This is a genomic window from Nitrospira sp. M1, from assembly GCF_965152605.1.
Genome location: NZ_OZ224217.1, coordinates 3,896,715 through 3,921,690, shown reverse-complemented (window position 1 = coordinate 3,921,690; position 24,976 = coordinate 3,896,715). Strand labels below are relative to the sequence as shown.

Genomic DNA, 24,976 nt, shown 5'->3' with positions numbered 1-24,976 from the left:
TGTTCACTGTTCAGTTATTGTTAACCTCTGTAAATGATAAAGAAATCAAACTCTATGTCTCATATGCAATTACATACGACTCACAATCGGGTGCTCGGCTATGTTCAGGCTATCATATTCGGCCTGTTGCTCTTGGTCGTCACCTCTCTTGCCGTTGCAGAACCCTCGACAGATTTTCTTGTTCGAGATACCGATATTGTGAGAGGTGATCCCAATGCCCCGGTGACCGTGCTGGAATATTCAGACTTTACCTGTGGGTATTGTGAAAAATTCTTCCATGAAACCTTTCCACGTCTTTTGACGGAGTATATCGATACGGGAAAAGTCCGCTTTGTCTATCGTGATTTTCCTCGTGCGCCTGGAGGGCCAGGTCTTCAAGCTTCTCAAGCGGCTCGTTGTGCCGGAGCTCAAGATGCGTATTGGCCGATGCATGATCGGTTGTTCAATAGTGAGCAACAATTCGAACCAGAGCAACTGACGGGGTATGCAAAAGAGTTAGGGCTTGATACCGCAAAGTTTTCGGAATGTGTCAGTGGCGATGATTATGTAAAGGCGATTTATCAAGATCGAATTGAAGGTGGTACGCTTGGAGTTCGAGGTACCCCAGGATTTGTTATATTTGTCACGTCGTTGCCGAAAGATGGGGAGATGGTCATGATTCCTGGAGCATTTCCGTATGATGTCTTTCAGGAGGAAATCGAAAAAGTCTTAAAATCTGTGCCATCGCAAGAGGCATCATAAAATATTTTCGTCGATCACCAATATCGGTTCAGATTATGGATGGTCGTGGGCTGTGTGAGATGTTTTAACATAAGGGAATTCTAAGTATTATGTCAGAATCTTCTGCTTATTGGTCTGTGGAATGTTCTCCAGGCGAACCAGATTTGTTTGTGTGTATGGAGTGTCTTGAGGAAGTGTTTAGAGCCAAAGTTCCAATTCAAGGTTGTCCTGGCTGTGGCGCAGTATCAACCTTTGAACCGTTTGCTTTCGAGTCATTAGAGGAATGGGGTACGCCAGAGTTGATTGCCAAGGCACAAGCCGCCGGCGCGCAATCTCACTCTACCCCCTCGATGGCTGATTCGACAACATTGTCAGACGGTCCGCTTACACCCTAACCTTCGTGACGGGAATAATGTCGACTGACTCCCCCCGGCCTTTCTTAATCGGCTCCGAATGGATTCAGACTTCTCACACTGAATCGGTCATCAACCCATACAATCAACAAGTTCTGGCTCAGGTTTGCCAAGCCGGTGAGCCGGAAATTTCCCAGGTTCTCCAATCAACTTCAGAAGCCTTTGCTCGCCTAAAAAGTTTTCCAGCTCATGCAAGAGCGAAGGGCTTACAGCAGATTGCAGACTCGCTTCAGCGTCGACGCGAAGAATTTGCGAAAACGATCAGCGAGGAAGCCGGGAAGCCTATATCTGACGCTCGCCGGGAAGTCGATCGTGCCATTCAAACATTTATTATTGCCAGCGAAGAAACCACACGCATTCCAGGTGAGGTCATCCCTATGGATCGTATGGCGGGGATGGAGAGCTACACGGGGATGCTCCGCCGGTTTCCGATCGGGCCAGTGCTGGGAATCACGCCATTTAACTTTCCACTTAACTTGGTCGCACATAAAGTGGCTCCATGCCTTGCTGCAGGAAATCCTATCGTCATTAAGCCGGCTCCTCAAACCCCACTCACAGCGCTGTTGTTAGGTGAAGTGATTCTTCAGTCCGACTTCCCTGCGGGTTCCATCAACGTGATTCCTTGTCAAAATCACCTGGCTGAGATGCTTGTTGACGATGACCGTTTCCAGGCTCTGAGCTTTACTGGAAGCGCTGCCGTCGGCTGGATGTTAAAGGCGAAGTCCCGAAAAAAACGCGTGTTGTTGGAATTAGGAGGCAATGCCGGAGTGATCATCGAGCCTGACGCCGATGTGGACCTTGCTGTCCAACGGTGTGTGACGGGAGGATTTAGCTATTCAGGTCAAACGTGTATTTCAGTTCAACGTGTCTATGTTCATGAGTCGATCTATGATTCAGTGGTCGATACATTCCTCAGTCGCGTTCGCAATGTGGTCGTTGGAGATCCGTCGCAAGAAGAGACCGTCGTCGGACCGCTGATTGACGAACGTGCGGCTCAGCGTGTTGAGTCATGGATCAATGAGGCGGTCACGCAAGGGGCAACGATTCGTAGTGGAGGAACGCGTCAAGGTTCGATCGTTTCGCCGACTGTGCTGACCGATGTGGAGTCGCACATGACGGTTTCCTGTCAAGAAGTGTTCGGACCAGTGGTCGTATTGACCCCGTATCGACAGTTTGAAGGTGCCTTGCAGCAACTCAACGATTCAATCTATGGATTGCAAGCCGGAGTCTTTACGCAGAATACGCAGAAGATTTTTCAAGCCTTTCAGCAACTTGAGGTTGGGGCGGTTCTCGCCAATGAAATTCCGACATTCCGTGCCGACCATATGCCTTATGGCGGCATCAAGGATTCTGGACTTGGCCGAGAAGGCGTCAAGTACGCCATACAGGAATTGATGGAGCCCAAATTATTGGTCTTGAATGTACCGCTTTCTTGAATAGTGGACCAGCTCTATCAGATAGCTGAGCGGTTTTCGTCATCAAAATGTAACATGTATTTATCGAGTTCTTTCTTGCACCTTGTCCTCAACTCTTGGTAAATAAGACAACCCTGTGTTGAGCGTTTGTCATACTATCCTTCATCACTCACCTTTTTATAATACAACAACGGATTCATAGCATACTTTGGTGAGCGTTGGTGTGTGCGGAGGGGGAAGTTAGTGCAAGAAGTCGATGGTCTAGATCTCAAAGAGAAAGAGGAGGAGTTATGGTTCCAACACATATGTTTTTAACTCGAGGGGTCGGAGTGCACCGAGAGAAATTGACCTCTTTTGAGGAAGCGTTGCGAAGTGCAGGGATTGCAGCTTGCAATTTAGTCAGCGTGTCTTCAATATTCCCTCCGGATTGTAAAATCGTTCCACGGAAGCGAGGAGAAAAACTCCTCAATCCAGGTGAAATTACCTTTTGCGTGATGGCCAGGTCGGAAACCAACGAGCGAAATCGTCTCATCTCGGCTTCGATTGGACTCGCGATTCCCACAGGACGTGAATCCCATTACGGGTATTTGTCTGAGCACCATGCCTATGGTGAAACGGATGAAGAGGCCGGAGAGTATACCGAAGACTTGGCTGCGCAGATGCTTGCCACGACACTTGGAATAGATTTTGACCCAGATGTGGCGTGGAAAGAACGTGAGCAAGTTTTCAAAATGGGCGGAAAAATTGTCAAAACCCAAAACATTACTCAGTCAGCAATTGGTAAGGCAAACCTTTGGACCACGGTTGTCGCCTGCGGGGTCTTTATTCCACCGGAAAATGTGCCGGCGGAAAGTCGACGAAAATCGTCACGAAAAAAATAAACTCACCAACGCTTAGCTTACAATACTTCCTCTCATTTCTCTTTTCCTTTCGTTCCATGACAAGGTCGCCTTACAGAAGGCGGCCTTGTTCGTCAGTCTCACCCTCACAGTCTTTTACCTCTTGCCAACGTAGTTGTCTTGGACACCTGTAATCGAGACCCTAGGAGCAATCAGAGGCCAACCATGATTGTCCGTCAGGTCCACTTGGGTCGCTCACCAACCGTGTCCAAGGACACCTGTAATCGACTTGGATACCTGTACAAAAAGACGTCAGTAACTCTAGCTTCATCAACTAAAGTGGGATAGAGACGTGGGCGCCAACCTGCATCGACCGTATCCAAGCCAACATGTGTAGCTTCCACAACCATGATTGCCCGTCAGGTCCACTTGGGTCGCTCACCAACCGTGTCCAAGGACACCTGTAATCGACTTGGATACCTGTACAAAAAGACGTCAGTAACTCTAGCTTCATCAACTAAAGTGGGATAGAGACGTGGGCACCAACCTGCATCGACCGTATCCAAGCCAATACGTGTAGCTTCCACAACCATGATTGCCCGTCAAATCCATTTGGGTCGCTCACCAACCGTGTCCAAGGCATGCTGCTGTTTATTTGGATTCGCGATACTTCGAAAACTCTGCCCATACTACTGTGTGATCTGAGGGGTTTTCGGCTCTGCGTGGACCGAGGTCAACCGACACCTTTGTGCAGGTTTGTGCGAGGACCGGTGTTGCTAAGATATGATCAATTCTCCAGCCGCGATTGTTCTCTAAGGCACTGGGTTGCCGGTAATCCCAAAACGTGAATTGTTGTCGTTTGGGATAGTGCGCACGAAACACATCGACGAATCCCCAGGCGACCGTATGTTCGTAGGCTTTCCGAATATTCTCATGGAAGCAAACATGTTTGAGATGTTTTTCTGGGCCATGAACATCCACGGGCTCTGGGGCGACATTCATGTCGCCGCACCATATAGCTGGCCTCTTGGATGATAGGTGTTGTTGAAAATAGCGGGTGAGTCTCCGATACCAACCAAGTTTGTATTGGTATTTGGGGGAATCGATAGAGAAGCCTTGCGGGACATAGGTGTTGAGAATGGGGATCCCTTGGATTACGACTCGCATGAGACGCATCGGATCATCCGGATGCTCTTCGTCATCGCCAAAACCGAATGACACGCATTCCGGCTCTGTGCGACTCAAGATGGCCACGCCGTTATAGCTTTTCATGCCTCGAAATGTGAGGTGGTAGCCTGTTTGGGCGAAGGCGTCAGTTGGAAAGTCCGCATCCTGAACCTTCGTTTCTTGCAAGCACATCACGTCTGGCTTTTTCTTCATGAGCCAGTCCAGTACAATGGGTAGGCGCCGACGAATGGAATTCACATTAAATGTAGCAATTTTCATGACAATCCACGAAACGTTGCTCGTCGCTAGTATCTCGTATCTCGTGAGAAGAGCTTTGCAGTATTTTTTACGAGCAACGAGCAACGAGCGACGAGATACATTTGTTTCCAATGAGGATTCAGTGAATCAATCATTTTCATTTACTCAAGAAGAAGTTGAGTGTTTTGCGGATACAGATTTTTTTCGCACCAAAGCTCATATTTCGATCACAGTTCGCCAGACATTTGAAGCACTGCATACGCGTCTACAATCAGCTCTCGTTGGAGCGGAGCTGATTGCTCCTCAGAGTTTTAACCCTGAAGCGTTTCAGTTTGTGAAAGGTGAACATTTGGAAGATTTTCCGTATCAATACCTCGACTTTCCCCGACATTATACGCGAGAAGAAAAGTTTGCTTTTCGTACGCTCTTTTGGTGGGGACATCATGTAGTATTTGCTCTCATGTTGGAAGGCCCCAACATTCGACGTTATAAAGAGAATATAATCAATCACTATGCGGATATTTGTGATCACAATATCTGTCTGTGTTTGAGTGCTTCGTTGTGGGAGTGGAACCATGGTGCGGGCTACACGATGGAACTTACGCGAGACCGGAAGTCACAAGCTGCTGCGGTATTGGCGAATCGGTCATGGGTGAAAATCGCCCGCTTTATTCCCATGAAAGATCCTCGCATTCAATCCGGCCTCGTTGCCGACATCGGCGAAGAAACCTTTCGGACGATGCTTCCTATCATCCGTTCGTAGAAACGTTATTCGTCGTTCGTTCCTCGTATCTCGTTATAGTATTTTAACTTTCAACTGATAGCTCCCAATTCTCCCTCGCCCTTTCAGAGAGAGGGCTGGGGTGAGGGTTGGGACTCATTAAACGGTTAAACCACTGTCGTACGACTTTGCAGCTTTCTTTGAGGAAAACGAGCAACGAGACACGAAGGACGAGCGACGGGATACGTTTTTTCAATCTTCTTCCGCTAATCCCAGTAACGCCAATACCTGTGGAATGGTATAGGATTCATTGGCGTCAAGCGTGATCGTGGTAATACCTGCTGCCTGTAAGGCGGCTGTCACGAGTTGTTCTTTTTCTTGAACCGGAGTCACAGAGGGGTTGGTTCCCCTGATGTGAATAACCTTTTCGAGATGAAGGGTGCCTGGATGGATCAAGGCCAGATCTATCCGAATGTGTTGTAAGATTTTCATGATCGCTTTCCGTTTCTCACGATCATCCTTCTCAATGGTGAGTACTGATGAGAGTGGAAGTTTTGCGAGCACGAGATGACTCTCTTGTACGGCTAAGCGAACGATATTAAATATTGAAGCTTCTGTATTGGGAAACAGTGGTCGAGTTGAAGCTGAAACCTGTTCGAATCGCTGCCCTGACAGCGTGTTGTTGACTGGAGGGTGCGATGGCTCGCGTCCCCAAATCACCCAAAGCGCAAGGGCAATGAGGACAAGAATTGTCAGGAGGATGACGGGAAACGAGGCGTCGGGTAATTGCGAAAGGAGAGATGTTCCTTCCTGCAGCAGGCTGGACAATGACGTTTCAGCTTGTCGTGTCACGCGTTCATCCTCAGGTGTCCAGGGGTCATGCTTCCCAACACAACAGGATGCCGAGCTCCAGTAACGGCTGGAACATTTGCGCAGACGCCATGAAAACTTTGATAGGCGAGAATTGCAAAAGCGATTGATTCAAACGCTTTGCTATGAGACCCGCACTCGTCCATGGTTCGAACCGGAATGGGTGAAAAGGTTTCCTGTATGGCTCCCACAAGCGCTGCATTGTAGATTCCGCCGCCGCCGAGAATTACTTCATGAATGTCGTTTGCGATCCAAGTTTGTGCCTGGTGGATGGACAGTGCCAGAAAGCGGCAACATGTGGCCAGAACATCTGAAAGTGAGAGCTGGCGTTTGCGAGTCCGTTGTAATAATTTCTGTACATACTGATGCCCAAACTCTTCTCTCCCGGTCGACTTGGGTGGTGGTATGTGTAGAAATGGATGAGACAGTAAAAACCGGAGAATCGTCGAGTCCACTTGGCCACGTCGTGCGAGCCGTCCACCACGGTCCATTGACTGTTTGCCTTGTGAGAGTTGAGTGGTGACAGCATCTAACAACATATTGCATGGGCCTGTGTCAAAAGCCTGTGTGGACTCCAGCGAAGCTCCACCTGCCAAGACCGTGACATTGGCGATCCCTCCCAGGTTGACGACTAATCGGGAGCGCGATCGATGATGAAAAAGGAGATGATGCGCATAGGGGGCGAGAGGTGCCCCTTCTCCTCCAGCCGCGAGGTCCCGTGAGCGAAAGTCCGCAATCGTGGTAATGCCGGTTCGTTCGGCAATAATAGATGGATCACCGATTTGTAGTGTTGATCGAACGGGGCCTATGCCTGACTCGCGTCGAGGCTTGGGAAGGTGATGCAGTGTTTGGCCATGAGAGCCGATAAGTTTGACCTGCTGAGTGGTGAGTTTGGCCCGTTCGATGGCTTCTCGGGTAGCCTTAGCAAAAAATTCGCCAAGAAAGGCGTTAAGGTGGCAGATCTCCGCGACATGTCCGCTTTCTGCGGCTGCCAAGACTCGTTTGCGAAGGGTGGGAGAATACGCCTTCGTTTCATAATATTTCAACTGAACTTTGAGACGATGTTGGGTTCTTCGAATGTCCACGAGTGCGACATCGACGCCATCGGCTGACGTTCCAGACATGAGGCCGGCTACAATCATAGTTGGACACCATTGTATGAAAACGTTGCTCGTCGTTCGTTGCTCGTATCTTGTGGAGGAAAATCATGTGTGAGTCTTCCTGCGAACGACGAGATGCGAGATACGAACGACGTTTGTTTCTTCATTTATGTATGTTTTCTCCGATCCCACACCATACCGGTTTGTTCTTGATCGGAAAAGCCTAGGGTTTTGTAAAAGGCCTGTTTATTTCTCGTGCAGAGCCAAAATAGCTCAACATTCCGGAGAGATGGATGGTCTAGAATCTGACGAATCAATTGGGTGCCAATATCTCTACCTTGAAAGTGTTGGTCGATAATCACATCCCAAATTGATGCTCGAAACACATAATCAGTCAGGACCCGCCCAAACCCAACCAACCGAGAGCCTTCCCAGGCGGAAAGAATCACATCGCTATGCGTCAGCATGGACGCCGTGTTTTCCAGCGTTCGCCCGCGAGACCACTGGGCTTGCTCGAATAGGGGGAGCAGCTGCTGGGGGGTAATATCTTTCGAGTCGGAAAATGTAATCATGGCTGGCGATTAGTGGCTGCTCTGTATTACACTAAATAGCTACCCAAAAACTAGTGATTGATGGAGATTGTTGTATGCCGATGCTCGTGAGAAAATGTCCTAAATGTAGTTTATTGTTTTGGATACCGGAACAAAACATTGAGTATTCTGATCCAAATACAATGAAGGTCAACTGTACACACTGCAAACAGGTCCTCAGAATTCCACTGGTCACCCAAGGAGCCAATGCCGGCTCTCCCAAAATGGGACATTAAAACGCATGTGTTGCGGAATGGACGGAAGGCGTCGCTCGTTGCTCGTATTTCGCCTGAAGAATCTGTGAGGTTTTTTCGAGCAACGAGATACGTTTGTTGTCTCCATGAGCAACGCTTCGCGTTTGATATTTCCCCTTAGACAGAGAAAGTGAGTTGATGAAACACGTAACAATTGCTGGCCTTGATGTGCGGATAACCGGTGGTCCTGACCGCGAAGGGGGTGGTTCGGGGCCGGTTGTGCTCTTGCTTCATGGGTTTGGGGCTCCTGGAGACGACCTTGTTCCTCTCTGGCGGGTTCTCGACGTACCTGAGGAAACTCGATTCGTTTTCCCTGCCGCGCCTCTGTCTTTAAGCATGGGATTTGGGGATTCCCGAGCGTGGTGGATGTTAGACATGGAACGACTGGCTCGAGAGCGCGCGAGTGGGAACTGGACACAATTGACGAAAGAAGTGCCTAACGGGTTGTCGGAGGCTCGTGGGAAAATTATCGAGGTGTTGAAGACGGTCAAAAAAGAACTCGATGTAAGCGCCAATGAACTAGTAATTGGCGGGTTTTCGCAAGGGGCGATGTTGGCATGTGATGTGGCATTACGGACTGAGCACCCATTTGCCGGGCTGATCTTGCTCTCTGGCTCCCTCATTGCTGGCGATGAATGGGCCTCGTTGGCTAAACAGCGAAAGGGGTTGTCGGTTTTTCAAAGTCATGGAATCGATGATCCGATTCTTTCGCCAGTGGTAGCTGAATGGCTGCGTGATATGCTGAAAACCAATGGGGTCTCTGTTGAATGGCATGAATTTCGTGGTGGGCATGAAATTCCTATGAATGTCCTTGAGCGACTCGGGATCTTCATCAGAGCCGCTTTGTATCAATATGTCGATGAAGGCTGACAGTGAGAAGTCCGGCGTATTGTATGGAATTGCGCAAAGAATGGTAGGTTGGCTATAGTGAGAAGGCTAGAGATCAACCATTCGCGAACTGGGGAGATGACATGATTACCAAGGAAGACCTGACGAAGTATATTCAGCAATCAATGACTGATGCCAAAGTTTCGGTCGTTGATCGTACTGGAACGATGGATCATTTCAATGTCGATGTTGTGTCGGATATGTTCAAAGGGAAGAATCTATTAGATCGACACCGTATGATTTACCAAGCGTTAGATGTGCCGATGAAAGATGGGCGTATTCATGCGGTAGAGTTACAGGCAAAAACCAACGACGAAGCATAAGGAGAACAATTCCATGTCTAATCCAATTGAAGAAGAAGTTCAACGCGAGATTAAAGAGCATAAAATTTTGATTTACGGGAAGGGGACAAAAACGGCCCCGCAATGCGGGTTTACCGTGGAAACCATGGAATTTTTTAACAAGTTCGGGCACCCTTATGAGCTTGTGAATGTGCTCACCAATCCAGAGAAGCGAGAGTTTTTGAATCAGATGACGAATTGGCCAACCTTGCCGAAGGTATTCATCAATGGAACGTTTTATGGTGATACCGATGTGTTGGGACCGATGGAACAGAAGGGCGAACTTCTCCCATTGTTGAAGGAAGCGTTCAAATCTGAATAACGAGGCCGTGTCCTTTAAAAAAGACATTATTCCGCGATAGCTACACATCAAACCCGCCATTTTTCATGGCAGGTTTGGTGTGTGAAGGCTCCTTTATCTATCGGATGCGACATTCGTCGTCACATTTCTACAGTCATTCCTACCCCCATACTATGCATTCCCTTTACGGATCTTCGGTCGTTATTGCTTACAGAGTGTTTTGTCCAATCTTCATACTTCTTGCCGGTTACTCATAACTTCCGACGTTTAGATATCCTTTTGTGTTGTGAAAGCCTGAGCTACCCTGTCATTGCAGGTGCTGTAACGCGATAAATGTGACAGGTCAGCATCAAGGCTGTTCTCAAATCTCCCGATATAGGGTGCAAGACCTCTTATCGCAATGTTGAAACGCACATGCAGCAAACATTGCACGGTGTTTCATCTATCGACATGGAGTGTGTTGTGAACAAAACAAAGAATTGCTTGAGCCGGCATATCGTCATGCTGGTAGGTCTTTTCATGAGCGTGGGTTGTGCAGCGAATTATGAGAAAAGCGTCAGCCCTCATACCCCGGCAACGCTGAAACAGCAAAGCCAATTTACCCAAGCCGCAATTCTCAGTGGTTTGCACGATTCCTCTCTGTTTGACGTAATAACCCCAGCGCATGACATGCAGATAGAAACACCCAGTCAACGAGTGGCAACGGTTTCTCCCTTGCCCGTGCATCTCCCTGAAAAACCTGCTCAAGGCATTAGCCATGATGAGAAATGGCATCAAGAATTAGGTCGGTCGTTTTTCGTTCGTGGCAACTATGACGCGGCTGCCGCAGCCTATCGAGAAGCCCTTCGCCAAAAGCCTGACGTAGCCGAAGCCTATGTCGGGCTCGGGAGTGCACTTCGTATGCAAAATGAGGTGCCAGCAGCCATTGAAGCCTATGAACAAGCCCTTCATTTAGAACCTGACTTTACTGCCGCACTGGTTCATCTTGGCTCCATTTATGCCGAGGCTCAGACAGACTATCAGGATATTGAAAGAGCCAAGGAGTTGTTTCGGCGTGCCTCAATACATGGCGACCCCTTTGCCGAGATTGCTTTGCAAGAACTTCGTACGCGTTCGTGATTGAAGAGGGGGCAATGTGTTCTCCTCCTTGTGGCTCCGTGTCTTGCCAGTGAAAATTTCCTAAATATTTAGCGTATAGCTGTAAATTCTTCAACGATAAACCGAGAGATCGCACGGCAAAGAAGGCAATTCTGAAATCAGGTGATATTGAAATCAAAGAGGACGGCGTGGCTCCATCCCCAAAGTGGCTTGAGCCTATTGGAAACAATTGGAGTGGTCTCGATTGGTGCCGTATTGGCCGCGATCACCCTCCCTCATGTCCATGATTTGATAGCAGACTCCAAAGCCGAATCGCTTGTGTCATCTGCCAAAATTTACCATCAAGCGATCAGTCGATATTATGCAGATGTTGGGACGATTCTTCCCTTAGATCCCCAGGGGTTACCCCGTCTCGAAAAGACAGGAAACAGTGCCAATCCGAATTCGCTTCCGGCTCAACTGACGCTTGTGGCAAGCGATTCGCGTGTCGGGTCTTTCAATCTCTGGATGAAATTTCAAGGACCGTACCTGGAGAAGTTCGATACACGGTACCCGCCAGAACTTGGCGGAGAAATGTTTCTCCCGACCCAAAAAGCCCTGCCGTTAGGGTCTGTTGTCACGGGGGGCAATGATGCCTGGGACTTAAAGGGCGATGATGCAAGAAGCGATGTACCGACACATGCCCATACCGTCATGTTCCGCGTCACGGGGATTACTCCCGAACAATTTCTCCGTATTGATACTGTCATCGAACCGGATATTGGAAAAACAGTACAAGAGAAGCTCGTCAGAGGACGGGCAAAATATGATCCAGTGAACATGAGCCTTCAACTCTATTTGGCTCACCAATAATAGGGGAAAACGTTACTCGTCGCTCGAAAGAAAAAGCTTCTGATCTTTCTTTTACGAGCAACGAGCAACATTTTTACTTTTATAGTCAGAAAGCCCTTAAGGCTGGAGAAGAGACTGCCGAAGAAAGACCATGAAAACAGAAAACAAGAATGAAATGTCCGTATATGCACATAACCCAACTAATCATAAGGTCATCAATGACGTTGCAGGAGGAGAGGGATTTATGAAGAACATACGAAAGGAGCAAGGATTTACCTTGATCGAAATGATCGGTGTCTTGGCCGTCATTGCAATTTTGGTGGCACTGTTGCTGCCAAAAGTGTTTGAGATCATGGCTGAATCAAGGGCAAATGCATTGGTGGCCGCTGTCAGAACCTACGAAACGGCAGTGGTCGATTATTATTCTGATATGAGTACGCTGCTCCCTTTAGATGCCGGTGGAACGCCGACGGCAGAAGGCACTGGCCTGAGTACCGAGGACACATCTCTTGGGGCACGTCTGACGCTGGATGTGAACGACGCCTTAAATACCGGGGCGAACAGCTGGACAAGGTTTCGAGGTCCATATTTGGCAAAATTTATTTCCAGTGTACCTCCAGGTTTGGGAACGCAAGTTGCCATGCCAACTTCAAGTACACCCGTGGCATATAATACGGCAACAGATGGCACAAATGTCGGATGGGATCTCAATAACGACGGCGGGAGTGATATACCGACTACTGCCAATGTGGTGTATGTCATATTCACAGGGATTAGTGATGCAGACTTTGAGAAAGTTGATGCCATTATCGATCCGGGGATTGGAGCTAGCACAGCAGAACGTGTGGTACGAGGCCGGGCAAAATACGATGCCGCAACTGATGCAATGATGATTTATCTGAACCATGGATAAGGCGATTGCGGGCCGCGAAGACCATGCTGTATGGAATCACAATCTAGGTACGAATGATGTAGCTTGATTTTTCTGAGGGCTTTGATTGTTTTTACCCTACGAATGAACATGACATATCACAGGACACAGTTCATGGCCATCGCAGAGCAAGGTTATCCCATTGGACAGGGAAAGCGCGTCGAGCCGGACTCTCAATTATGGGGCGGGTTACGTTCTTACAGACCGTCGCTGTCTGTCTCGCGACCAACGCACCGTCATCGATGTGGATGGCGCATTGGTCGTGCCTGAATGGAGAAGGGAGGTGTTCGACAGCACTAACAATAGGTTTCGTGTCCCACGCACAGCAACATCTCCAATCGTTCCTACGACTCCTCCTTTCCTCGAACTCAGTACTCGCTCAAAGGTGAATGACGTATGAGTACTCCTTCCATTGAACAAGACGAAGTGAAGCCTAAGGTCAAGCGTCTGGGCGACCGTCTCGTAGAAGATGGTCTTCTCCTCGAAGATCAGTTAAATCTGTCCTTGAAAGAGTCCAAGCGTCTCGGCAAATTTCTTGGTGAAACGCTGGTTAGCTTAGGATTCATCACCGACGAAGTCTTAACGACATACCTGGCCACAGAATCGCAAGCCTCAGTTCTCGATCTCACAGACTACTTTATTCCTCCGGATGTGCTGGAACTGGTGCCTCATGAACTTTCGGCACAATTTCAACTTCTTCCACTGAATCGTGAGGGCAATCTGCTCAAGGTTGCGCTGGCGGACACTTACAATGTGATGGCGGTGGATACGATTGAACGGGTGACCGGGTTGAACGTTGAAGTGGTGACGGCTCCACCACAAACCATAGCCGATGCCATCGAACGATATTACGCCCAAAGTGAAACGATCACCAATTTGGTTGATCAATTGGCGAAGCAAGGCATCGGCGTATTGGGAGATCAGTCCGGGACCGAAGCGCCGATGATCCGATTGTGTAATCAGATCATTACATTTGCGATTCAAATTCGAGCAACGGACATTCATGTAGAGCCCGATGAACAATACCTACGAATCCGTATTCGGGTGGATGGCCTGTTGGGGCGGGAAATCCTCATTCCAAAAGCTCTACAGGCTTCTATTATTGCTCGTCTCAAGCTGATGGCAACGCTGAATGTGACGGAGAAACGGCTGCCTCAGGATGGTCGCATTCCCTTTACGTCAGGAACCAAGCGAGTCGATCTTCGTGTCTCTACCCTGCCGACCAACTTCGGCGAAAGTCTCGTCATGCGAATATTGGATAAGGCGGCGGTGAATTTAGAGTTTATCTCGCTTGGATTCACCGAGCACAATCAACAAAGAGTCCAGACCGTTGTTCAGCGTCCCTATGGCATTCTTCTTGTGACAGGTCCGACCGGGAGTGGCAAGACGACCACGCTCTATACCAGTTTGCGAGGGGTCAATGCGCAAGAGAAGGGAGTGTTTACGTTAGAAGATCCGGTGGAATATCAAATGCCGATGGTGCGTCAAACGCAAGTCAATCCTGGAATCGGGATGACGTTTGCGGCAGGTCTTCGCGCCTTATTGAGACAGGATCCCGACGTCATCATGGTTGGAGAAATTCGAGATTTGGAAACGGCAGATCTGGCCATGCGAGCCGCTATGACTGGGCATTTAGTCTTTTCGACGCTTCACACGAATGATGCGGTAGGCGCAATTCCCCGGTTGATCGACATGGGCATCGAGCCCTACCTGCTTGCGTCGGCACTATCTGGCGTCGTGGCACAGCGTCTCGTCCGACTCATTTGTCAGGGTTGCAAAGAGGAGCGAACGGATGTGGAGGTGGTGTTGAAAGCCTTAAAGATTCCACCGCCCGTGGGGCAGGAACCCCGGTTATGGATTGGCAAAGGGTGTCGGGCATGTGGGATGACTGGGTTTCGAGGGCGTCAAGGGATTTTTGAAGTGCTGCTGATGAATGAACAAATTCATCTTCCAATTGTCCAGGGTCCCGATCTTCCCGCGATTCGAGCCATTGCCAAGCGGGACGGCATGCAGACGATGAAGGACGACGGATTGGCTAAAGCATTTCAAGGCATAACCACAGTCGAGGAGGTTTTACGGGTGGTCGATGGGTAATTACAAGTACCGGGCCGTTGATTCAGACGGGAAGACTCAGAAGGGCGTGATCAGCGCGGATAGCGTTGACGAGCTGCGGATCCGGTTCAAAGAGTCCGGAAAACTGCTGCTGGAAGCTCAAGAAACACGTGCGCTTGTGACCGGCTCGAAAGGCAATGCCAAGGTGAAGCCACAGGTCATTCTTGAGTTTGTGACGCATATGTCGAGTCTTTCACAGGCCGGTGTGCCCATCCTGTCATCACTCATGAGCTTGGCGCAGGAAGCGTCGCATCCGGAATTTGGTCAAATTCTCGGTCGAGTGTGGCGTACGGTTGAAACTGGAGTGCCGCTTCATTCAGCCATGCTCCAATATCCGAAAGTCTTTCCCCAACTTGTCGTGAATCTGGTCCAAGCGGGAGAAGAGAGCGGAACGTTGCCTGAAACCTTTCAAGAACTTCAACGATATCTTGAGTGGGTTGAACGTATGAAAGGTGAAATCCGGCAGGCCATTATTTACCCTGCGACGATTCTCACGGCTGTTCTTGGTCTGTTTATCATTATGTTTACGTTTGTGATTCCACGATTCACCCCTATTCTTGAAAGCCTGAATGTTCCGCTGCCTTTTGTGACCGTCGCGGTGTTGGCCTTTAGTAAATTCATGGAAGGTGCGTGGTGGATAATGGGGATGCTGGTTGTCGTCGTGCCGGTGATCGTGTGGGTTATCAAATCCCGTATTCCAGCCTTTGCGTACTTGTGGGATGCGTGGATGCTCAAAGCTCCAATCTTCGGACCTCTCAAGAGCATGCTGGCTCTCTCACGGTTCACGCATAACTTTGGCGTACTCTATAAGGCCGGCATTCCGGTATTACAGGGCTTGAGTTTATGTCAGCGGCTTGTGGGAAATCTCGTGATCACACGTGCGCTAAAAAAGGTTGAACAAGATGTTTCGGAGGGTGCAACGATTAGCAATGCGCTTCGTCAACATCCAGTCTTCCCGCCCATTTTGATTCAAATGGTGTCGGTTGGAGAAGCGGCAGGCCGCCTCGATCAGACCCTCATGCATGTGGCGCATTATTACAACGAAGAAATCCCCAGGCGGGTGAAAAAAGTCTTTGGCATTATGGAACCGATGATTACCGTCGGACTCATAGGGACGGTTGGTCTTGTTGCCGTCTCCATCTTCCTCCCCATGATGAGCCTGATGGGGGGAATGCGGTGAGGAAAAACCGCATCTCGTTGCTCGTATTTCGTTAAGGAATGGTCTTTCAGTTTTTTCACGAGCGACAAGCAACGAGCAACGGATTCACGTTGATCGAAATGCTCGGCGTATTGGCCGTGGTCGCTCATCGTAGACATGATCGCTCCATTTAACGGGTTGGATGAGACAGGTTTTTCCCGGACTTTGCCCGAACATAGGATTCTAACACCGCATTAATGCGGGTCTGGTATCCCTTTCCACCGGCCTTAAAATAATCTAGCACGGATTCTTTTACTCTTATGGTCAGCGGTAGCGTTTTATCCGGTTCGGCCCATTCGGCATTTTCCCAGAACTCGTCATCGAGTTCAGGAATGTCACTGTAGTCAATCTCCTCGTCTGGAATAGCCTTGAGTTCCTTAATCCGCTTCTTCGAGATCGGCGGCAGGTCCTTCTGTTTTTTTCGTATAGTAGGCATGATATTCACTCCTTTCTCTTTTGTTGGCTTTACGGGCTGAAATGAGCCTGATCATCTCGTCGCGGTCCGTATGGACCACGACCGCCACAACTGTTTCTGCAATCACCCCGATGGTAATTTCACGTACTTCGCCATAATCCTCACGGGTATCAGGACGGGACAGGTGAATATCATTGAATATATGCACCGCTTCTTCGAAGCTGATCCTATGTTTCTCAATATTGAGACGGTTCTTTTCTTCATCCCATTCAAAGAGCATAATTTATGTTAATACAAGCTGTACATACATGCAAGCCTTTTCTTTACGGAAGAAGTCGTACGCCCTATTCCCCAGAGACTGTTAAGGAAATGGTGAAATTTCCCGAAATAAGATACGAGGATCTGCGTTTCTAAAGGGAGTAAACGTGAAGTGAAGCGGGGAAGAAAAACGTGAAACGTGAAATGTCGTTCGTGAAGCGTGAAACGTGGGGGAACGGGTTGGTTTCTTTTTAATGAGTTATGCCAAGAGATACGTTCGTAAATATGGAACATAAGATGAAGAATTTTCGAAACTTAGAGATATGGGCACTTGGGAAGGAAATCGTTTTAGATATGTATAAGATGACAAAAGCATTTCCCAGAGAAGAACTCTATGGCTTGGCGGCGCATGCACCGTGCGACTGTTTCTATACCATCCAATATCGCTGAAGGATTTAATCGGAGACACAACAAAGAGTATCGACAATTTCTCTATATCGCCTTGGGATTGAGTGCTGAACTAGAAACTCAAATAGAAGTGAGCGGTGAACTGCAGTATTTCTCACCCGAACAAAGTGAGCATCTCTTAGAAAAGTTGGATCATGAAATCCGAAAAAAACTCTAAATCGTTGCTCGTTGCTCATTGCTCGTCGCTCACGAAGAATTGCTCATGTAAGAGATCGTCTCGCTTTTCTTTTACGAGATACGAGCGACGAATAACGAACGACGGTTTCACTTTAATCGAAATGCTCGGCGTGCTGGCGGTACTAGCGATTCTCGGTGGTCTGTTAGCGCCACAGGTGGTGCGGCAAATCGACGTGGGGATACAAAACGATGAAGAGATGTATTTACAGGATATTGCGCAAGGGGTAGAGATTTTTTTGCGAGAGAATGGGGCGTGGCCGCCGAACCTGGCTGCGTTGAGTCCCAATTATGTCCCTATTAGTTCTGCGCAGATTGGGCAGAATCGACGAGGGTTTCCACGATATTTTGTCATGCACCCGAATATGAACACCTTCGACAATGCGGCAGGAATCGCTGGAAATGCGATTCAGAATGCCCGATTTCTTCTCATCTCAGATGTAAGCGCAGATGCGAATCCGGCTGTCGGTACGGCTGGGCAATTTGATGATTTGTGGAATACCGATACGACAAGCACCCCGAATTTAAAAATCCATCGTGGCCATATTGGTCACTTATTTCATTTGGTGAGCATCAGCGCCGTGGGCGATGGAGGGAGTTATCGCATCAATGGAACGGCGACGAGTTCAGGCGGCGGACGGCTTGCGTCGCGTGGCACCTATCATTTAGTGGGAACGCCTATTGACTTTGACGAAGCAAATGCTTTCTCGACTGGAGGGATAGATCTGAACTTCATGCTCACATCCGATGCCGGATATCAATTCGATCCAGCATGTCCAACAGGCTCGCAATGGAATGCATTGGGGTCGACCTGTTCGACATGAGAAATAATGTTACTCGTCGCTCGTTGCTCGTATCTCGTGGGGAAAAGACGTTGCTCGTTGTTCGTCGCTCGTATCTCGTTGCTCGTTAAGGAAAGGTCTTGCAGTTTTTTTACGAGCGAACTGAAGCACTTCCGTCCGTCGTAGCAAAGAAGTTACACAATGTCAGCGTGGGCACAGCGTGCAGGCACGAGCAACGAACAACGAGCAACGGTTCACGAGCAACGGTTTACGAGCAACGGTTTACGAGCAACGATTCACGAGCAACGATTCACGAGCAACGAACAACGAGATTGCTATGGTCGTAAGAATCAAAAGCTTTAGAGATCTGGAGATATGGCAGTTAGGGAAAGAAATCGTTCTAGACATTTACAAGATAACCAAGTCATTTCCCAGAGAAGAACTGTATGGATTGTCCGCACAAATGCGCCGTGCTTCCGTGTCGATACCATCAAATGTTGCCGAGGGTTTTAATCGAAGGCATAACAAGGAATACCGGCAGTTTCTTTATGTCTCTCTTGGTTCCTGTGCCGAACTAGAAACTCAAATAGGAATCAGCAGTGATTTAAAGTATCTGACACCTGAGGAAGGTCAGTTCATCTTGGAAAAGTTAGATCATGAATCACGAATGCTACAAAACCTCATTAAAAAACTCTAGGCCGTCGCTTGTATCCCGTGAATCGTATCTCGTCCCCAAAACGTCTTTCAGCTATTTCGTGAGCAACGAGCGACGAGCAACGAACAACGAGCGACGAACAACGAGCGACGAGCAACGAACAACGAACAACGAACAACGAGCGACGAGCAACGGTTTTACCCTCCTTGAGCTCATCGGCGTCATTGCCGTCATGGCCATTATCGGGGCCATCATTGCACCAAACGTCATTCAACGTCTTGATGCCGCTACCCGCAAGGCCGAGGATGAGAGCCTTAGCGGTATTGCCCATGCGATTAGGGTCTATCTCCTGGAGCAGCATGCGTGGCCGCCAACGTTGGCTTCGCTGAGTCCAGGCTATGTGTCGGGGAACGCCATTCAGCTCACGCAAAATGGCAGAGGCTTCCCTCGGTACTTTGTCGTTCATCCAGGCGTCAGCGGAATTTCCAATGCCACGGGGCTCACGCCAAGCGAATTGGACGATGCGCAGTTCCTGCTCATCTCCGACCTCAATGCCGATGCCGCTCCGACCATTACGAACGCGGCAGAATTTGATACCTGGTGGAATACCGATGAAACGACGACACCTGACCTCAAAATCCATCGAGGCCAAATCAGTGAGTTGTACCGGCTTGCCACAATAAATGCGACGGGGTCCAGAGGGGCGTATCAGATCGATGGCACCAGCATGAATTGGGATTGTCACCTTCAGCCGGAGCTGAATCACAATCGGTATCATCTTACCGGAACCACCATTGCTTTGGACGAGGTCTCGCCGTATGCCACGCCGGAGGTACAATTTTCTCTCGACCGCGATACTGGCTATCGCTACGACTCTTGTCATGCCGACGGATCGCGCTGGAGGATCACGCCTTCGGCGAGTCCCTCGTGCCGGGCAATCTGGATTTCGACCGTGAATGCGGTGGATCCAAGCGGAACCACGTGTTTGAATTCATGGAGTGCGGCAGAGTTGCTCCAACTCGGGCCGCCCGGTTTGGCTTTTGAGCCGGGAACCACAGGAGGGACCGTCACATCGGTAATCGACATGCATAACTTTACGCTCTCCGCGAATATTTCGGCGATCCATTATGTCGGCCGGGAAATCACGATCGAATTGGGGGGGATCTTATTCCCGACCTTCACGGATCTGTTCGAAGGCGACCTACTGCTCACACCCGCGTGGCATACAGTCTTTAACAGCGCCAATAGTCTGGTGGCCAGGCCGGATGATGTCATTATCTTTCGGCCTGATACCATGGGGGATTATCGTTCCGGGATCTTCATTATGCTGTTCAATGGCGGCGGGGTCGGGCCCGATGCCATTTCCGGGATTACCCTCGTCGAACAGGAGACCGTCGTCGGAGGTCAGACCTTGGAAGCCGGCACCTTCTTATTTAGCCGAACAGGAACTGCCGATAAAAACAAAATCTTTCACTATGTGCCGGCGGATGTGAGCCTGCTCAATGATGGAATTACGTTACTTATTGATGGAAGTGATTTCGATATGGGAAGGACCAATCCGGGAGGAGCCGGAGTCGCGGGAGTAGATCTTGTGGAGCGTGACATGACAGTCGGCGGGAAGGCCTTGCAGTCCGGGCAGGTTCTGGTCACGCTGGATAAGCAGGATAACAAGGTCGGGAATGGCGTAGATATCTCCACCAGAGCTCAGGATATTTTTATTCTGGATGTGACCTCAACCGGCGCCGGTACGTCCGACGCCACGGCCACCATGTTTCTTGATGGATCGGACATGAATTTGAATTCAGGGAACGAAGAGATCGACGCGTTTTCGCTGGCGCCAACGCTTTGAAAAAACGTTGCTCGTCGCTCGTATCTCGTGGGGGAAAAGACGTCGCTCGTATCTCGTTGCTCGTTAAGGAAAGGTCTTGCAGTTTTTTTTACGAGCGAACTGAAGCACTTCCGTCCGTCGTAGCAAAGAGGCTACACAATGTCAGCGTGGGCACAGCGTGCAGGCACGAGCAACGAACAACGCTTCACGAGCAACGAACAACGTGATTGCTATGGTAGTAAGAATCAAAAGCTTTAGAGATCTAGAGATATGGCAGTTAGGGAAAGAAATCGTTCTAGACATTTACAAGATAACCAAGTCATTTCCCAGAGAAGAACTGTATGGATTGTCTGCACAAATGCGCCGTGCTTCCGTGTCGATACCATCAAATGTTGCCGAGGGTTTTAATCGAAGGCATAACAAGGAATACCGGCAGTTTCTTTATGTCTCTCTGGGTTCCTGTGCCGAACTAGAAACTCAAATAGACGTAAGCAGTGCCTTGAAGTATCTAACCATTGAAAAAGGTCAATGTGTCTTAGAAAAGTTAGACCATGAATCACGAATGCTTCAAAACCTCATTAAAAAACTCTAGGCCGTTGCTCGTTTCTTGTCTCTCGTCAAAAAAACATCTTTCAGCTGTTTTGCGAACGACGAGCAACGAGCAACGATTCACGCTTGCGAGCCGAAGCGCTACAGCGCGCGAGCAACGAGCGACAAGCGACAAGCGACAAGCAACGAGCAACGAGCAACGAGCAACGAGCAACGGTTTTACTCTGCTTGAACTTATCGGCGTCATTGCCGTCATGGCCATTCTTGGGGCGATCATCGCGCCTAACGTCATTAATCATCTCAAGGCGGCGGAGCAGGATGCGGAGGTCAAGACGCTCGAGGGGATTGCCCATGCGATAGAAGTGTACCTTCGTGAAAATCGTGCATGGCCACCAGACTTGGCCTCGCTGAGTCCCGACTATCTTCCAACCAACACGGTGCAACTGACACAGAATAACGGGGGCTTCCCCCGTTATTTTGTCGTTCATCCTGACATCAGTGGCCTGACCAATGCTGTGGGCATATCGGTCGCTAGTTTAGAGGACGCGCAGTTCCTGCTCATTTCTAACCTCAATGCAGATGCTGCGCCGACCATCACGAATGCAGCAGCGTTTGATGCCTGGTGGGATACGGACGAATCGACGACTCCCGACCTCAAAATCCATCGTGGACAAGTAAGTCATGCCTTTAATTTATTGACGTTGCAAGCCTCGGGCTCGCGGGGAGACTATAAAATCGATGGCGTCAGCACAAATTGGGATTGTCACCTTCAGCCGGAGCTGACGCACACCCGGTATCATCTTAACGGAACGATCGTTGCTCTGGATGAGGAGTCGCCGTATACGACGCCGGAAGTTCAATTTTCTCTCGCCCGGGATACCGGATATCGCTACAACTCTTGTCATGTGGCAGGGACGCGCTGGCGAATCGACTCAACAGCAACCCCCTCTTGTTCATCCTTGTGGTTTTCTACCGTAAATGCCGTGAATCCAAGCGGAACCACATGTTTGAACTCATGGAGTGCCGCAGAGTTGCTCCAGCTCGGGCCGCCTAATTTAGTCTTTGAGCCGGGAACCACGGGAGGAACAGTGGCCTCGGTTGTGGATATGGAAAATTTTACGCCTTCGACGAATATTGCTGCCATGCACTATGTCGGGCGGGATATCACGATCGAGTTAGGGGGGATCTTATTCCCGACCTTCACCGATCTGTTCGAAGGCGATCTACTGCTCATACCCGCGTGGTATACGCTCTTCATCAGCACAAATAGCCTGATTGCTTGGCCGGATGATGTCATTATCTTTCGCCCTGATACCACGGGGGACTATCGTTCCGGGACCTTCATTATGTTGTTCAACGGTGGAGGGACTGCGCCCGATACCATTTCCGGCATTACCCTTGTTGAACAGGAGACCCTCGTTGGAGGGCAGACTTTGGAAGCCGGCACATTCTTATTTAGTCGTACAAGAAATGCCGATAAAAACAAAATCTTTTACTATGTGCCAGCGGATGTGGGGCTGTTCTCGGACGGAATTAGTCTCCTCATCGACGGCAGTGACATCGGTATGGGTGGAACTAGCGGGGGTGGAGCCGGAGTTGTGGGGTTAGATCTTATCGAACGTGATTTGACCACTGGTGGGACAGCACTGCAGTCAGGTCAAATTCTTGTCACGCTGGACAATGCTGATAATGCGGTGGGAAACGGGACGTCTATTAGCACAACGGCCAACGATGTGTTCATTCTTGACGTGACGGCAACTGGGGTCGGGACAACCGATGCCACGGCCACCATGTTTTTTGAAGGAGCGGATATCAATCTGGATTCCTGGATCGGTGTTGACAGCCTTGCGTTGGCGCCAACGCATTGAAAAAACTGTCGCTCGTTGCTCGTGGGGGAAAGCCGTTGCTCGTCGCTCGTATCTCGTCTCTCGTCAAAAAAACGTCTTTCAGCTATTTCGCGAACAACGAACGACGAGCAACGAACGACGACTTTGGATGGCGAGATCGAAGTCGTCCGCGTCTTTCACGGATCGCGTGATCTGGAAACCCTATTCTAGCTTTTGTGATTCTTGTTCCCGTTCTTGCAAGCGTTGAGTCCCTTCTAGCCCAGGTGTTCCCTCATCTCAAACTTCATTATTTTCAAGAACTTCCGTTTCAAGACCGAAAATAACAACAGAAATATATTCAAAGAACATGAAGCGTCGTGCGTGAAACGTGAAGCGCAAGACGGGAAGTGAGATACGTTTGTTTCCCTTCACGAGATACGCTTCACGAGAAACGAGCGACGAGGTACGCTTTCTTCAATGATGAAAGATCAAAGCTATGCAATTGACAATTGGCACAATGAGCCTGGTTTCACCTTGATCGAAATGATCGGGGTGTTGGCGGTCACCGCGATTTTGGTGGCCTTGTTGCTGCCTAAAGTCTTTGATGTGATGGCGGAGTCGAAAGTTCGAGCTCTTGTGGCGGCGGTCAAGACGTATCAAATAGCGATTGTCGAATATTGTGCTGACATTGGTTCAATCCTTCCGCTAGATGCTAATGGTGTGCCTGCTATTGAGGTCAGTGGAGAGAGTGCGAACGTTGAGTCTCTAGGGGCCAGATTAACGCTGGATAAGAGTAATCCCCTTAACACGGGAAGCAATAGTTGGATGAAATTCAAGGGACCATATTTAAAGGAGTTTTCGTCAAACAACCCTCCGGGTCTCGGTTCTTATGTGTTCATGCTGGTACGCGACGGTCCCGCTTACGGCGCGCCGGCGACTGCGACGAATCGTGGGTATGACTTCAATGGCGATGGCAGTAGTGATATCCCGACCAATGCGCATGTGGCCTTCTTACGTATTAGAAGTGTGAGTCTAGAAGACTTTGAAAGAGTTGATAGCGTACTGGACACAGGCATTGGAGGGACTACTGGAGAGCGTCAACTTCGTGGGCTTGTGAAATATGACGTGGCCACAAACCGGATGAGAATTTACCTTGCACACAAGTGATAAAAACAGACGTAACGGTTTTTGCGCTACGTATATAGCGTGCAGAGTAAATGGAATACTTGATCCGAGAAGCATCGTAGGAATTTTCAATCATTCTTTTATGAGGTATGAGATACAAGATACGGGGTATTTTTTCTCAATGAGTGACGAATCACGAGCGACGAGTCACGAATCACGAGCAACGAGTCACGAGCAACGGATGACGAGGGATGTCAAAACAAAACTATTGTACTGCCTATCAGCCAAATGAAGCCGGCTTCGCCCTCATTGCGGTGATGGGAGTGTTGGCAATCGTCGATGCTACCGAACATGATCACGAGTTTCAATACGAAGGCCAACGAAACAGAGAAAGCGACCCTTCAGGATATCGGGAAGGGCTCGGCCATGTATCTTCGCAATACCCATGCCTGGCCTCCGACTCTTGCTGCTCACAGTCCCGGCTATTCGTTGTTAGATGATACGCAGCTTATACAAAATGATCGACAGTTCCCTCGGTATTATGTCCTCCATCCACATATGGGAGGGTTCAACAATGGTGTGGGACTTGCCGAAGCCGATTTAGCCGACGCGCAGTTTTTGTTGATCTCGAATCGAACGGCGGATGCCAGCCCTCGACGCAGGCTATCAATGCGCCTCTGCGTGTCCAACGGGTTCGCAATGGAATGCGTTAAGGTCGACCTGTTCAACGTGATGGGGAGCATCACTCATGAAGTGTGAGGCGTGAAAGGCAGAACGTGAAGCGTCGTGGGTGAAACGTGAAGAACAGAACGTGAGCCGTCGCTCGTGGGGAAAAGACGTTGCTCGTTG

General features: G+C 49.3%; 29 protein-coding genes. 23 read left to right on the top strand and 6 right to left on the bottom strand.

Annotation, left to right across the window (positions count from 1 at the left end):
- The first annotated feature begins 54 nt into the window (after positions 1-54).
- The 4 genes from ACWHX8_RS17595 to ACWHX8_RS17580 all read left to right on the top strand — a co-directional run bounded on the left by ACWHX8_RS17595 (position 55) and on the right by ACWHX8_RS17580 (position 3,429).
- Positions 55-741 (top strand): DsbA family protein, encoded by a 687-nt coding sequence (locus tag ACWHX8_RS17595; protein ID WP_447969438.1) that lies wholly within the window; start codon positions 55-57, stop codon positions 739-741.
- Positions 742-830: 89 nt separating this feature from the next.
- A complete protein-coding gene (locus ACWHX8_RS17590) occupies positions 831-1,115 on the top strand; it encodes a hypothetical protein (RefSeq protein ID WP_447969437.1) in 285 nt (94 codons plus the stop codon).
- A gap of 17 nt (positions 1,116-1,132) precedes the next feature.
- Positions 1,133-2,569, top strand: coding sequence for an aldehyde dehydrogenase family protein (locus ACWHX8_RS17585; protein WP_447969436.1), 1,437 nt, complete (start codon positions 1,133-1,135; stop codon positions 2,567-2,569).
- Positions 2,570-2,838: 269 nt separating this feature from the next.
- Entirely contained in the window at positions 2,839-3,429 is a 591-nt protein-coding gene (locus ACWHX8_RS17580; protein ID WP_447969435.1) for a pyruvoyl-dependent arginine decarboxylase, read from the top strand.
- A 609-nt stretch (positions 3,430-4,038) separates the two neighbouring features.
- Here the strand turns inward: ACWHX8_RS17580 and xth are convergent.
- Positions 4,039-4,833: an exodeoxyribonuclease III gene (gene xth / locus ACWHX8_RS17575; protein WP_447969434.1), complete on the bottom strand. Its 795-nt coding sequence runs from the start codon at positions 4,831-4,833 to the stop codon at positions 4,039-4,041.
- Positions 4,834-4,954: 121 nt separating this feature from the next.
- Between xth and ACWHX8_RS17570 the strand changes: the two genes are divergently transcribed.
- The gene (locus tag ACWHX8_RS17570) at positions 4,955-5,575 is read left to right on the top strand and encodes a hypothetical protein (protein WP_447969433.1); all 621 of its coding nucleotides are present in this window, start codon (positions 4,955-4,957) and stop codon (positions 5,573-5,575) included.
- Between the two features lie 210 nt (positions 5,576-5,785).
- Here the strand turns inward: ACWHX8_RS17570 and ACWHX8_RS17565 are convergent, their stop codons facing one another.
- The 3 genes from ACWHX8_RS17565 to ACWHX8_RS17555 form a co-directional block, all read right to left on the bottom strand.
- Positions 5,786-6,385, bottom strand: coding sequence for a DUF2726 domain-containing protein (locus ACWHX8_RS17565; RefSeq protein WP_447969432.1), 600 nt, complete (start codon positions 6,383-6,385; stop codon positions 5,786-5,788).
- Positions 6,382-7,545 carry an anhydro-N-acetylmuramic acid kinase gene (locus ACWHX8_RS17560; protein WP_447969431.1) on the bottom strand — a complete coding sequence of 388 codons (1,164 nt, stop codon included), beginning with the start codon at positions 7,543-7,545 and terminating at the stop codon, positions 6,382-6,384. Before ACWHX8_RS17560 ends, ACWHX8_RS17565 begins: the two co-directional genes overlap by 4 nt.
- A 125-nt stretch (positions 7,546-7,670) precedes the next feature.
- Positions 7,671-8,075 (bottom strand): GNAT family N-acetyltransferase, encoded by a 405-nt coding sequence (locus ACWHX8_RS17555; RefSeq protein ID WP_447969430.1) that lies wholly within the window; start codon positions 8,073-8,075, stop codon positions 7,671-7,673.
- A 410-nt stretch (positions 8,076-8,485) separates the two neighbouring features.
- Between ACWHX8_RS17555 and ACWHX8_RS17550 the strand changes: the two genes are divergently transcribed.
- From ACWHX8_RS17550 to ACWHX8_RS17505, 10 genes are all read left to right on the top strand, one after another.
- A complete protein-coding gene (locus ACWHX8_RS17550; protein ID WP_447969429.1) occupies positions 8,486-9,217 on the top strand; it encodes an alpha/beta hydrolase in 732 nt (243 codons plus the stop codon).
- Positions 9,218-9,318: 101 nt separating this feature from the next.
- Positions 9,319-9,558, top strand: a complete 240-nt coding sequence (locus ACWHX8_RS17545) for a BolA/IbaG family iron-sulfur metabolism protein (protein ID WP_447969428.1) — start codon at positions 9,319-9,321, stop codon at positions 9,556-9,558.
- Positions 9,559-9,571: 13 nt separating this feature from the next.
- The gene (locus ACWHX8_RS17540) at positions 9,572-9,898 is read left to right on the top strand and encodes a glutaredoxin family protein (protein ID WP_447969427.1); all 327 of its coding nucleotides are present in this window, start codon (positions 9,572-9,574) and stop codon (positions 9,896-9,898) included.
- Between the two features lie 441 nt (positions 9,899-10,339).
- On the top strand, positions 10,340-10,996 hold the full coding sequence (locus tag ACWHX8_RS17535; protein ID WP_447969426.1) for a tetratricopeptide repeat protein: 657 nt from the start codon (positions 10,340-10,342) through the stop codon (positions 10,994-10,996).
- 147 nt (positions 10,997-11,143) lie between these two features.
- A complete protein-coding gene (locus ACWHX8_RS17530) occupies positions 11,144-11,827 on the top strand; it encodes a type II secretion system protein (protein WP_447969425.1) in 684 nt (227 codons plus the stop codon).
- A gap of 223 nt (positions 11,828-12,050) precedes the next feature.
- Positions 12,051-12,719: a type II secretion system protein gene (locus tag ACWHX8_RS17525; protein WP_447969424.1), complete on the top strand. Its 669-nt coding sequence runs from the start codon at positions 12,051-12,053 to the stop codon at positions 12,717-12,719.
- Between the two features lie 132 nt (positions 12,720-12,851).
- The gene (locus tag ACWHX8_RS17520; RefSeq protein WP_447969423.1) at positions 12,852-13,007 is read left to right on the top strand and encodes a hypothetical protein; all 156 of its coding nucleotides are present in this window, start codon (positions 12,852-12,854) and stop codon (positions 13,005-13,007) included.
- Positions 13,008-13,133: 126 nt separating this feature from the next.
- Entirely contained in the window at positions 13,134-14,831 is a 1,698-nt protein-coding gene (locus ACWHX8_RS17515) for a GspE/PulE family protein (protein ID WP_447969422.1), read from the top strand.
- On the top strand, positions 14,824-16,029 hold the full coding sequence (locus ACWHX8_RS17510) for a type II secretion system F family protein (RefSeq protein ID WP_447969421.1): 1,206 nt from the start codon (positions 14,824-14,826) through the stop codon (positions 16,027-16,029). The genes ACWHX8_RS17515 and ACWHX8_RS17510 overlap by 8 nt, the downstream gene beginning before the upstream one ends.
- Before the next feature lie 38 nt (positions 16,030-16,067).
- Positions 16,068-16,181, top strand: coding sequence for a prepilin-type N-terminal cleavage/methylation domain-containing protein (locus tag ACWHX8_RS17505; protein WP_447969420.1), 114 nt, complete (start codon positions 16,068-16,070; stop codon positions 16,179-16,181).
- On the opposite strand, the gene ACWHX8_RS17500 is transcribed toward ACWHX8_RS17505, so the two are convergent.
- Positions 16,178-16,483: a BrnA antitoxin family protein gene (locus ACWHX8_RS17500; RefSeq protein WP_447969419.1), complete on the bottom strand. Its 306-nt coding sequence runs from the start codon at positions 16,481-16,483 to the stop codon at positions 16,178-16,180. The two genes, ACWHX8_RS17505 and ACWHX8_RS17500, sit on opposite strands and share 4 nt — an antisense overlap.
- Positions 16,425-16,742, bottom strand: coding sequence for a BrnT family toxin (locus tag ACWHX8_RS17495; protein ID WP_447969418.1), 318 nt, complete (start codon positions 16,740-16,742; stop codon positions 16,425-16,427). The genes ACWHX8_RS17500 and ACWHX8_RS17495 overlap by 59 nt, the downstream gene beginning before the upstream one ends.
- Positions 16,743-17,114: 372 nt before the next feature.
- Here ACWHX8_RS17495 and ACWHX8_RS17490 point away from each other — a divergent pair, with 372 nt between their 5' ends.
- The 8 genes from ACWHX8_RS17490 (at position 17,115) to ACWHX8_RS17455 (ending at position 24,886) form a co-directional block, all read left to right on the top strand.
- Positions 17,115-17,345, top strand: a complete 231-nt coding sequence (locus tag ACWHX8_RS17490) for a four helix bundle protein (RefSeq protein WP_447969417.1) — start codon at positions 17,115-17,117, stop codon at positions 17,343-17,345.
- Positions 17,323-18,186 carry a type II secretion system protein gene (locus ACWHX8_RS17485; RefSeq protein ID WP_447969416.1) on the top strand — a complete coding sequence of 288 codons (864 nt, stop codon included), beginning with the start codon at positions 17,323-17,325 and terminating at the stop codon, positions 18,184-18,186. Before ACWHX8_RS17490 ends, ACWHX8_RS17485 begins: the two co-directional genes overlap by 23 nt.
- Before the next feature lie 295 nt (positions 18,187-18,481).
- On the top strand, positions 18,482-18,841 hold the full coding sequence (locus ACWHX8_RS17480; RefSeq protein ID WP_447969415.1) for a four helix bundle protein: 360 nt from the start codon (positions 18,482-18,484) through the stop codon (positions 18,839-18,841).
- 58 nt (positions 18,842-18,899) lie between these two features.
- Entirely contained in the window at positions 18,900-20,648 is a 1,749-nt protein-coding gene (locus ACWHX8_RS17475; RefSeq protein ID WP_447969414.1) for a type II secretion system protein, read from the top strand.
- Positions 20,649-20,859: 211 nt separating this feature from the next.
- Positions 20,860-21,219, top strand: coding sequence for a four helix bundle protein (locus tag ACWHX8_RS17470; RefSeq protein ID WP_447971932.1), 360 nt, complete (start codon positions 20,860-20,862; stop codon positions 21,217-21,219).
- Between the two features lie 49 nt (positions 21,220-21,268).
- A complete protein-coding gene (locus ACWHX8_RS17465; RefSeq protein WP_447969413.1) occupies positions 21,269-23,044 on the top strand; it encodes a type II secretion system protein in 1,776 nt (591 codons plus the stop codon).
- 435 nt (positions 23,045-23,479) lie between these two features.
- Positions 23,480-24,169, top strand: a complete 690-nt coding sequence (locus ACWHX8_RS17460; RefSeq protein ID WP_447969412.1) for a type II secretion system protein — start codon at positions 23,480-23,482, stop codon at positions 24,167-24,169.
- Between the two features lie 309 nt (positions 24,170-24,478).
- A complete protein-coding gene (locus ACWHX8_RS17455) occupies positions 24,479-24,886 on the top strand; it encodes a hypothetical protein (protein WP_447969411.1) in 408 nt (135 codons plus the stop codon).
- The last annotated feature ends 90 nt before the right edge of the window (positions 24,887-24,976 follow it).

Excerpts from the sequence above, each read along its gene's own strand:
- ACWHX8_RS17510 (WP_447969421.1), top strand. The coding sequence starts at position 14,824 with ATGGGTAATTACAAGTACCGGGCCGTTGATTCAGACGGGAAGACTCAG.
- ACWHX8_RS17520 (WP_447969423.1), top strand. The coding sequence starts at position 12,852 with ATGGCCATCGCAGAGCAAGGTTATCCCATTGGACAGGGAAAGCGCGTC.
- ACWHX8_RS17500 (WP_447969419.1), bottom strand. The coding sequence starts at position 16,483 with ATGCCTACTATACGAAAAAAACAGAAGGACCTGCCGCCGATCTCGAAG.
- ACWHX8_RS17580 (WP_447969435.1), top strand. The coding sequence starts at position 2,839 with ATGGTTCCAACACATATGTTTTTAACTCGAGGGGTCGGAGTGCACCGA.
- ACWHX8_RS17525 (WP_447969424.1), top strand. The coding sequence starts at position 12,051 with ATGAAGAACATACGAAAGGAGCAAGGATTTACCTTGATCGAAATGATC.
- ACWHX8_RS17490 (WP_447969417.1), top strand. The coding sequence starts at position 17,115 with ATGGCTTGGCGGCGCATGCACCGTGCGACTGTTTCTATACCATCCAAT.
- ACWHX8_RS17590 (WP_447969437.1), top strand. The coding sequence starts at position 831 with ATGTCAGAATCTTCTGCTTATTGGTCTGTGGAATGTTCTCCAGGCGAA.
- ACWHX8_RS17545 (WP_447969428.1), top strand. The coding sequence starts at position 9,319 with ATGATTACCAAGGAAGACCTGACGAAGTATATTCAGCAATCAATGACT.
- ACWHX8_RS17585 (WP_447969436.1), top strand. The coding sequence starts at position 1,133 with ATGTCGACTGACTCCCCCCGGCCTTTCTTAATCGGCTCCGAATGGATT.
- ACWHX8_RS17540 (WP_447969427.1), top strand. The coding sequence starts at position 9,572 with ATGTCTAATCCAATTGAAGAAGAAGTTCAACGCGAGATTAAAGAGCAT.
- ACWHX8_RS17515 (WP_447969422.1), top strand. The coding sequence starts at position 13,134 with ATGAGTACTCCTTCCATTGAACAAGACGAAGTGAAGCCTAAGGTCAAG.
- ACWHX8_RS17550 (WP_447969429.1), top strand. The coding sequence starts at position 8,486 with ATGAAACACGTAACAATTGCTGGCCTTGATGTGCGGATAACCGGTGGT.
- ACWHX8_RS17470 (WP_447971932.1), top strand. The coding sequence starts at position 20,860 with ATGGTAGTAAGAATCAAAAGCTTTAGAGATCTAGAGATATGGCAGTTA.
- ACWHX8_RS17555 (WP_447969430.1), bottom strand. The coding sequence starts at position 8,075 with ATGATTACATTTTCCGACTCGAAAGATATTACCCCCCAGCAGCTGCTC.
- ACWHX8_RS17485 (WP_447969416.1), top strand. The coding sequence starts at position 17,323 with ATGAAATCCGAAAAAAACTCTAAATCGTTGCTCGTTGCTCATTGCTCG.
- ACWHX8_RS17455 (WP_447969411.1), top strand. The coding sequence starts at position 24,479 with ATGATCACGAGTTTCAATACGAAGGCCAACGAAACAGAGAAAGCGACC.
- xth (WP_447969434.1), bottom strand. The coding sequence starts at position 4,833 with ATGAAAATTGCTACATTTAATGTGAATTCCATTCGTCGGCGCCTACCC.
- ACWHX8_RS17460 (WP_447969412.1), top strand. The coding sequence starts at position 23,480 with ATGATGAAAGATCAAAGCTATGCAATTGACAATTGGCACAATGAGCCT.
- ACWHX8_RS17595 (WP_447969438.1), top strand. The coding sequence starts at position 55 with ATGTCTCATATGCAATTACATACGACTCACAATCGGGTGCTCGGCTAT.
- ACWHX8_RS17505 (WP_447969420.1), top strand. The coding sequence starts at position 16,068 with ATGGTCTTTCAGTTTTTTCACGAGCGACAAGCAACGAGCAACGGATTC.
- ACWHX8_RS17560 (WP_447969431.1), bottom strand. The coding sequence starts at position 7,545 with ATGATTGTAGCCGGCCTCATGTCTGGAACGTCAGCCGATGGCGTCGAT.
- ACWHX8_RS17480 (WP_447969415.1), top strand. The coding sequence starts at position 18,482 with ATGGTCGTAAGAATCAAAAGCTTTAGAGATCTGGAGATATGGCAGTTA.
- ACWHX8_RS17495 (WP_447969418.1), bottom strand. The coding sequence starts at position 16,742 with ATGCTCTTTGAATGGGATGAAGAAAAGAACCGTCTCAATATTGAGAAA.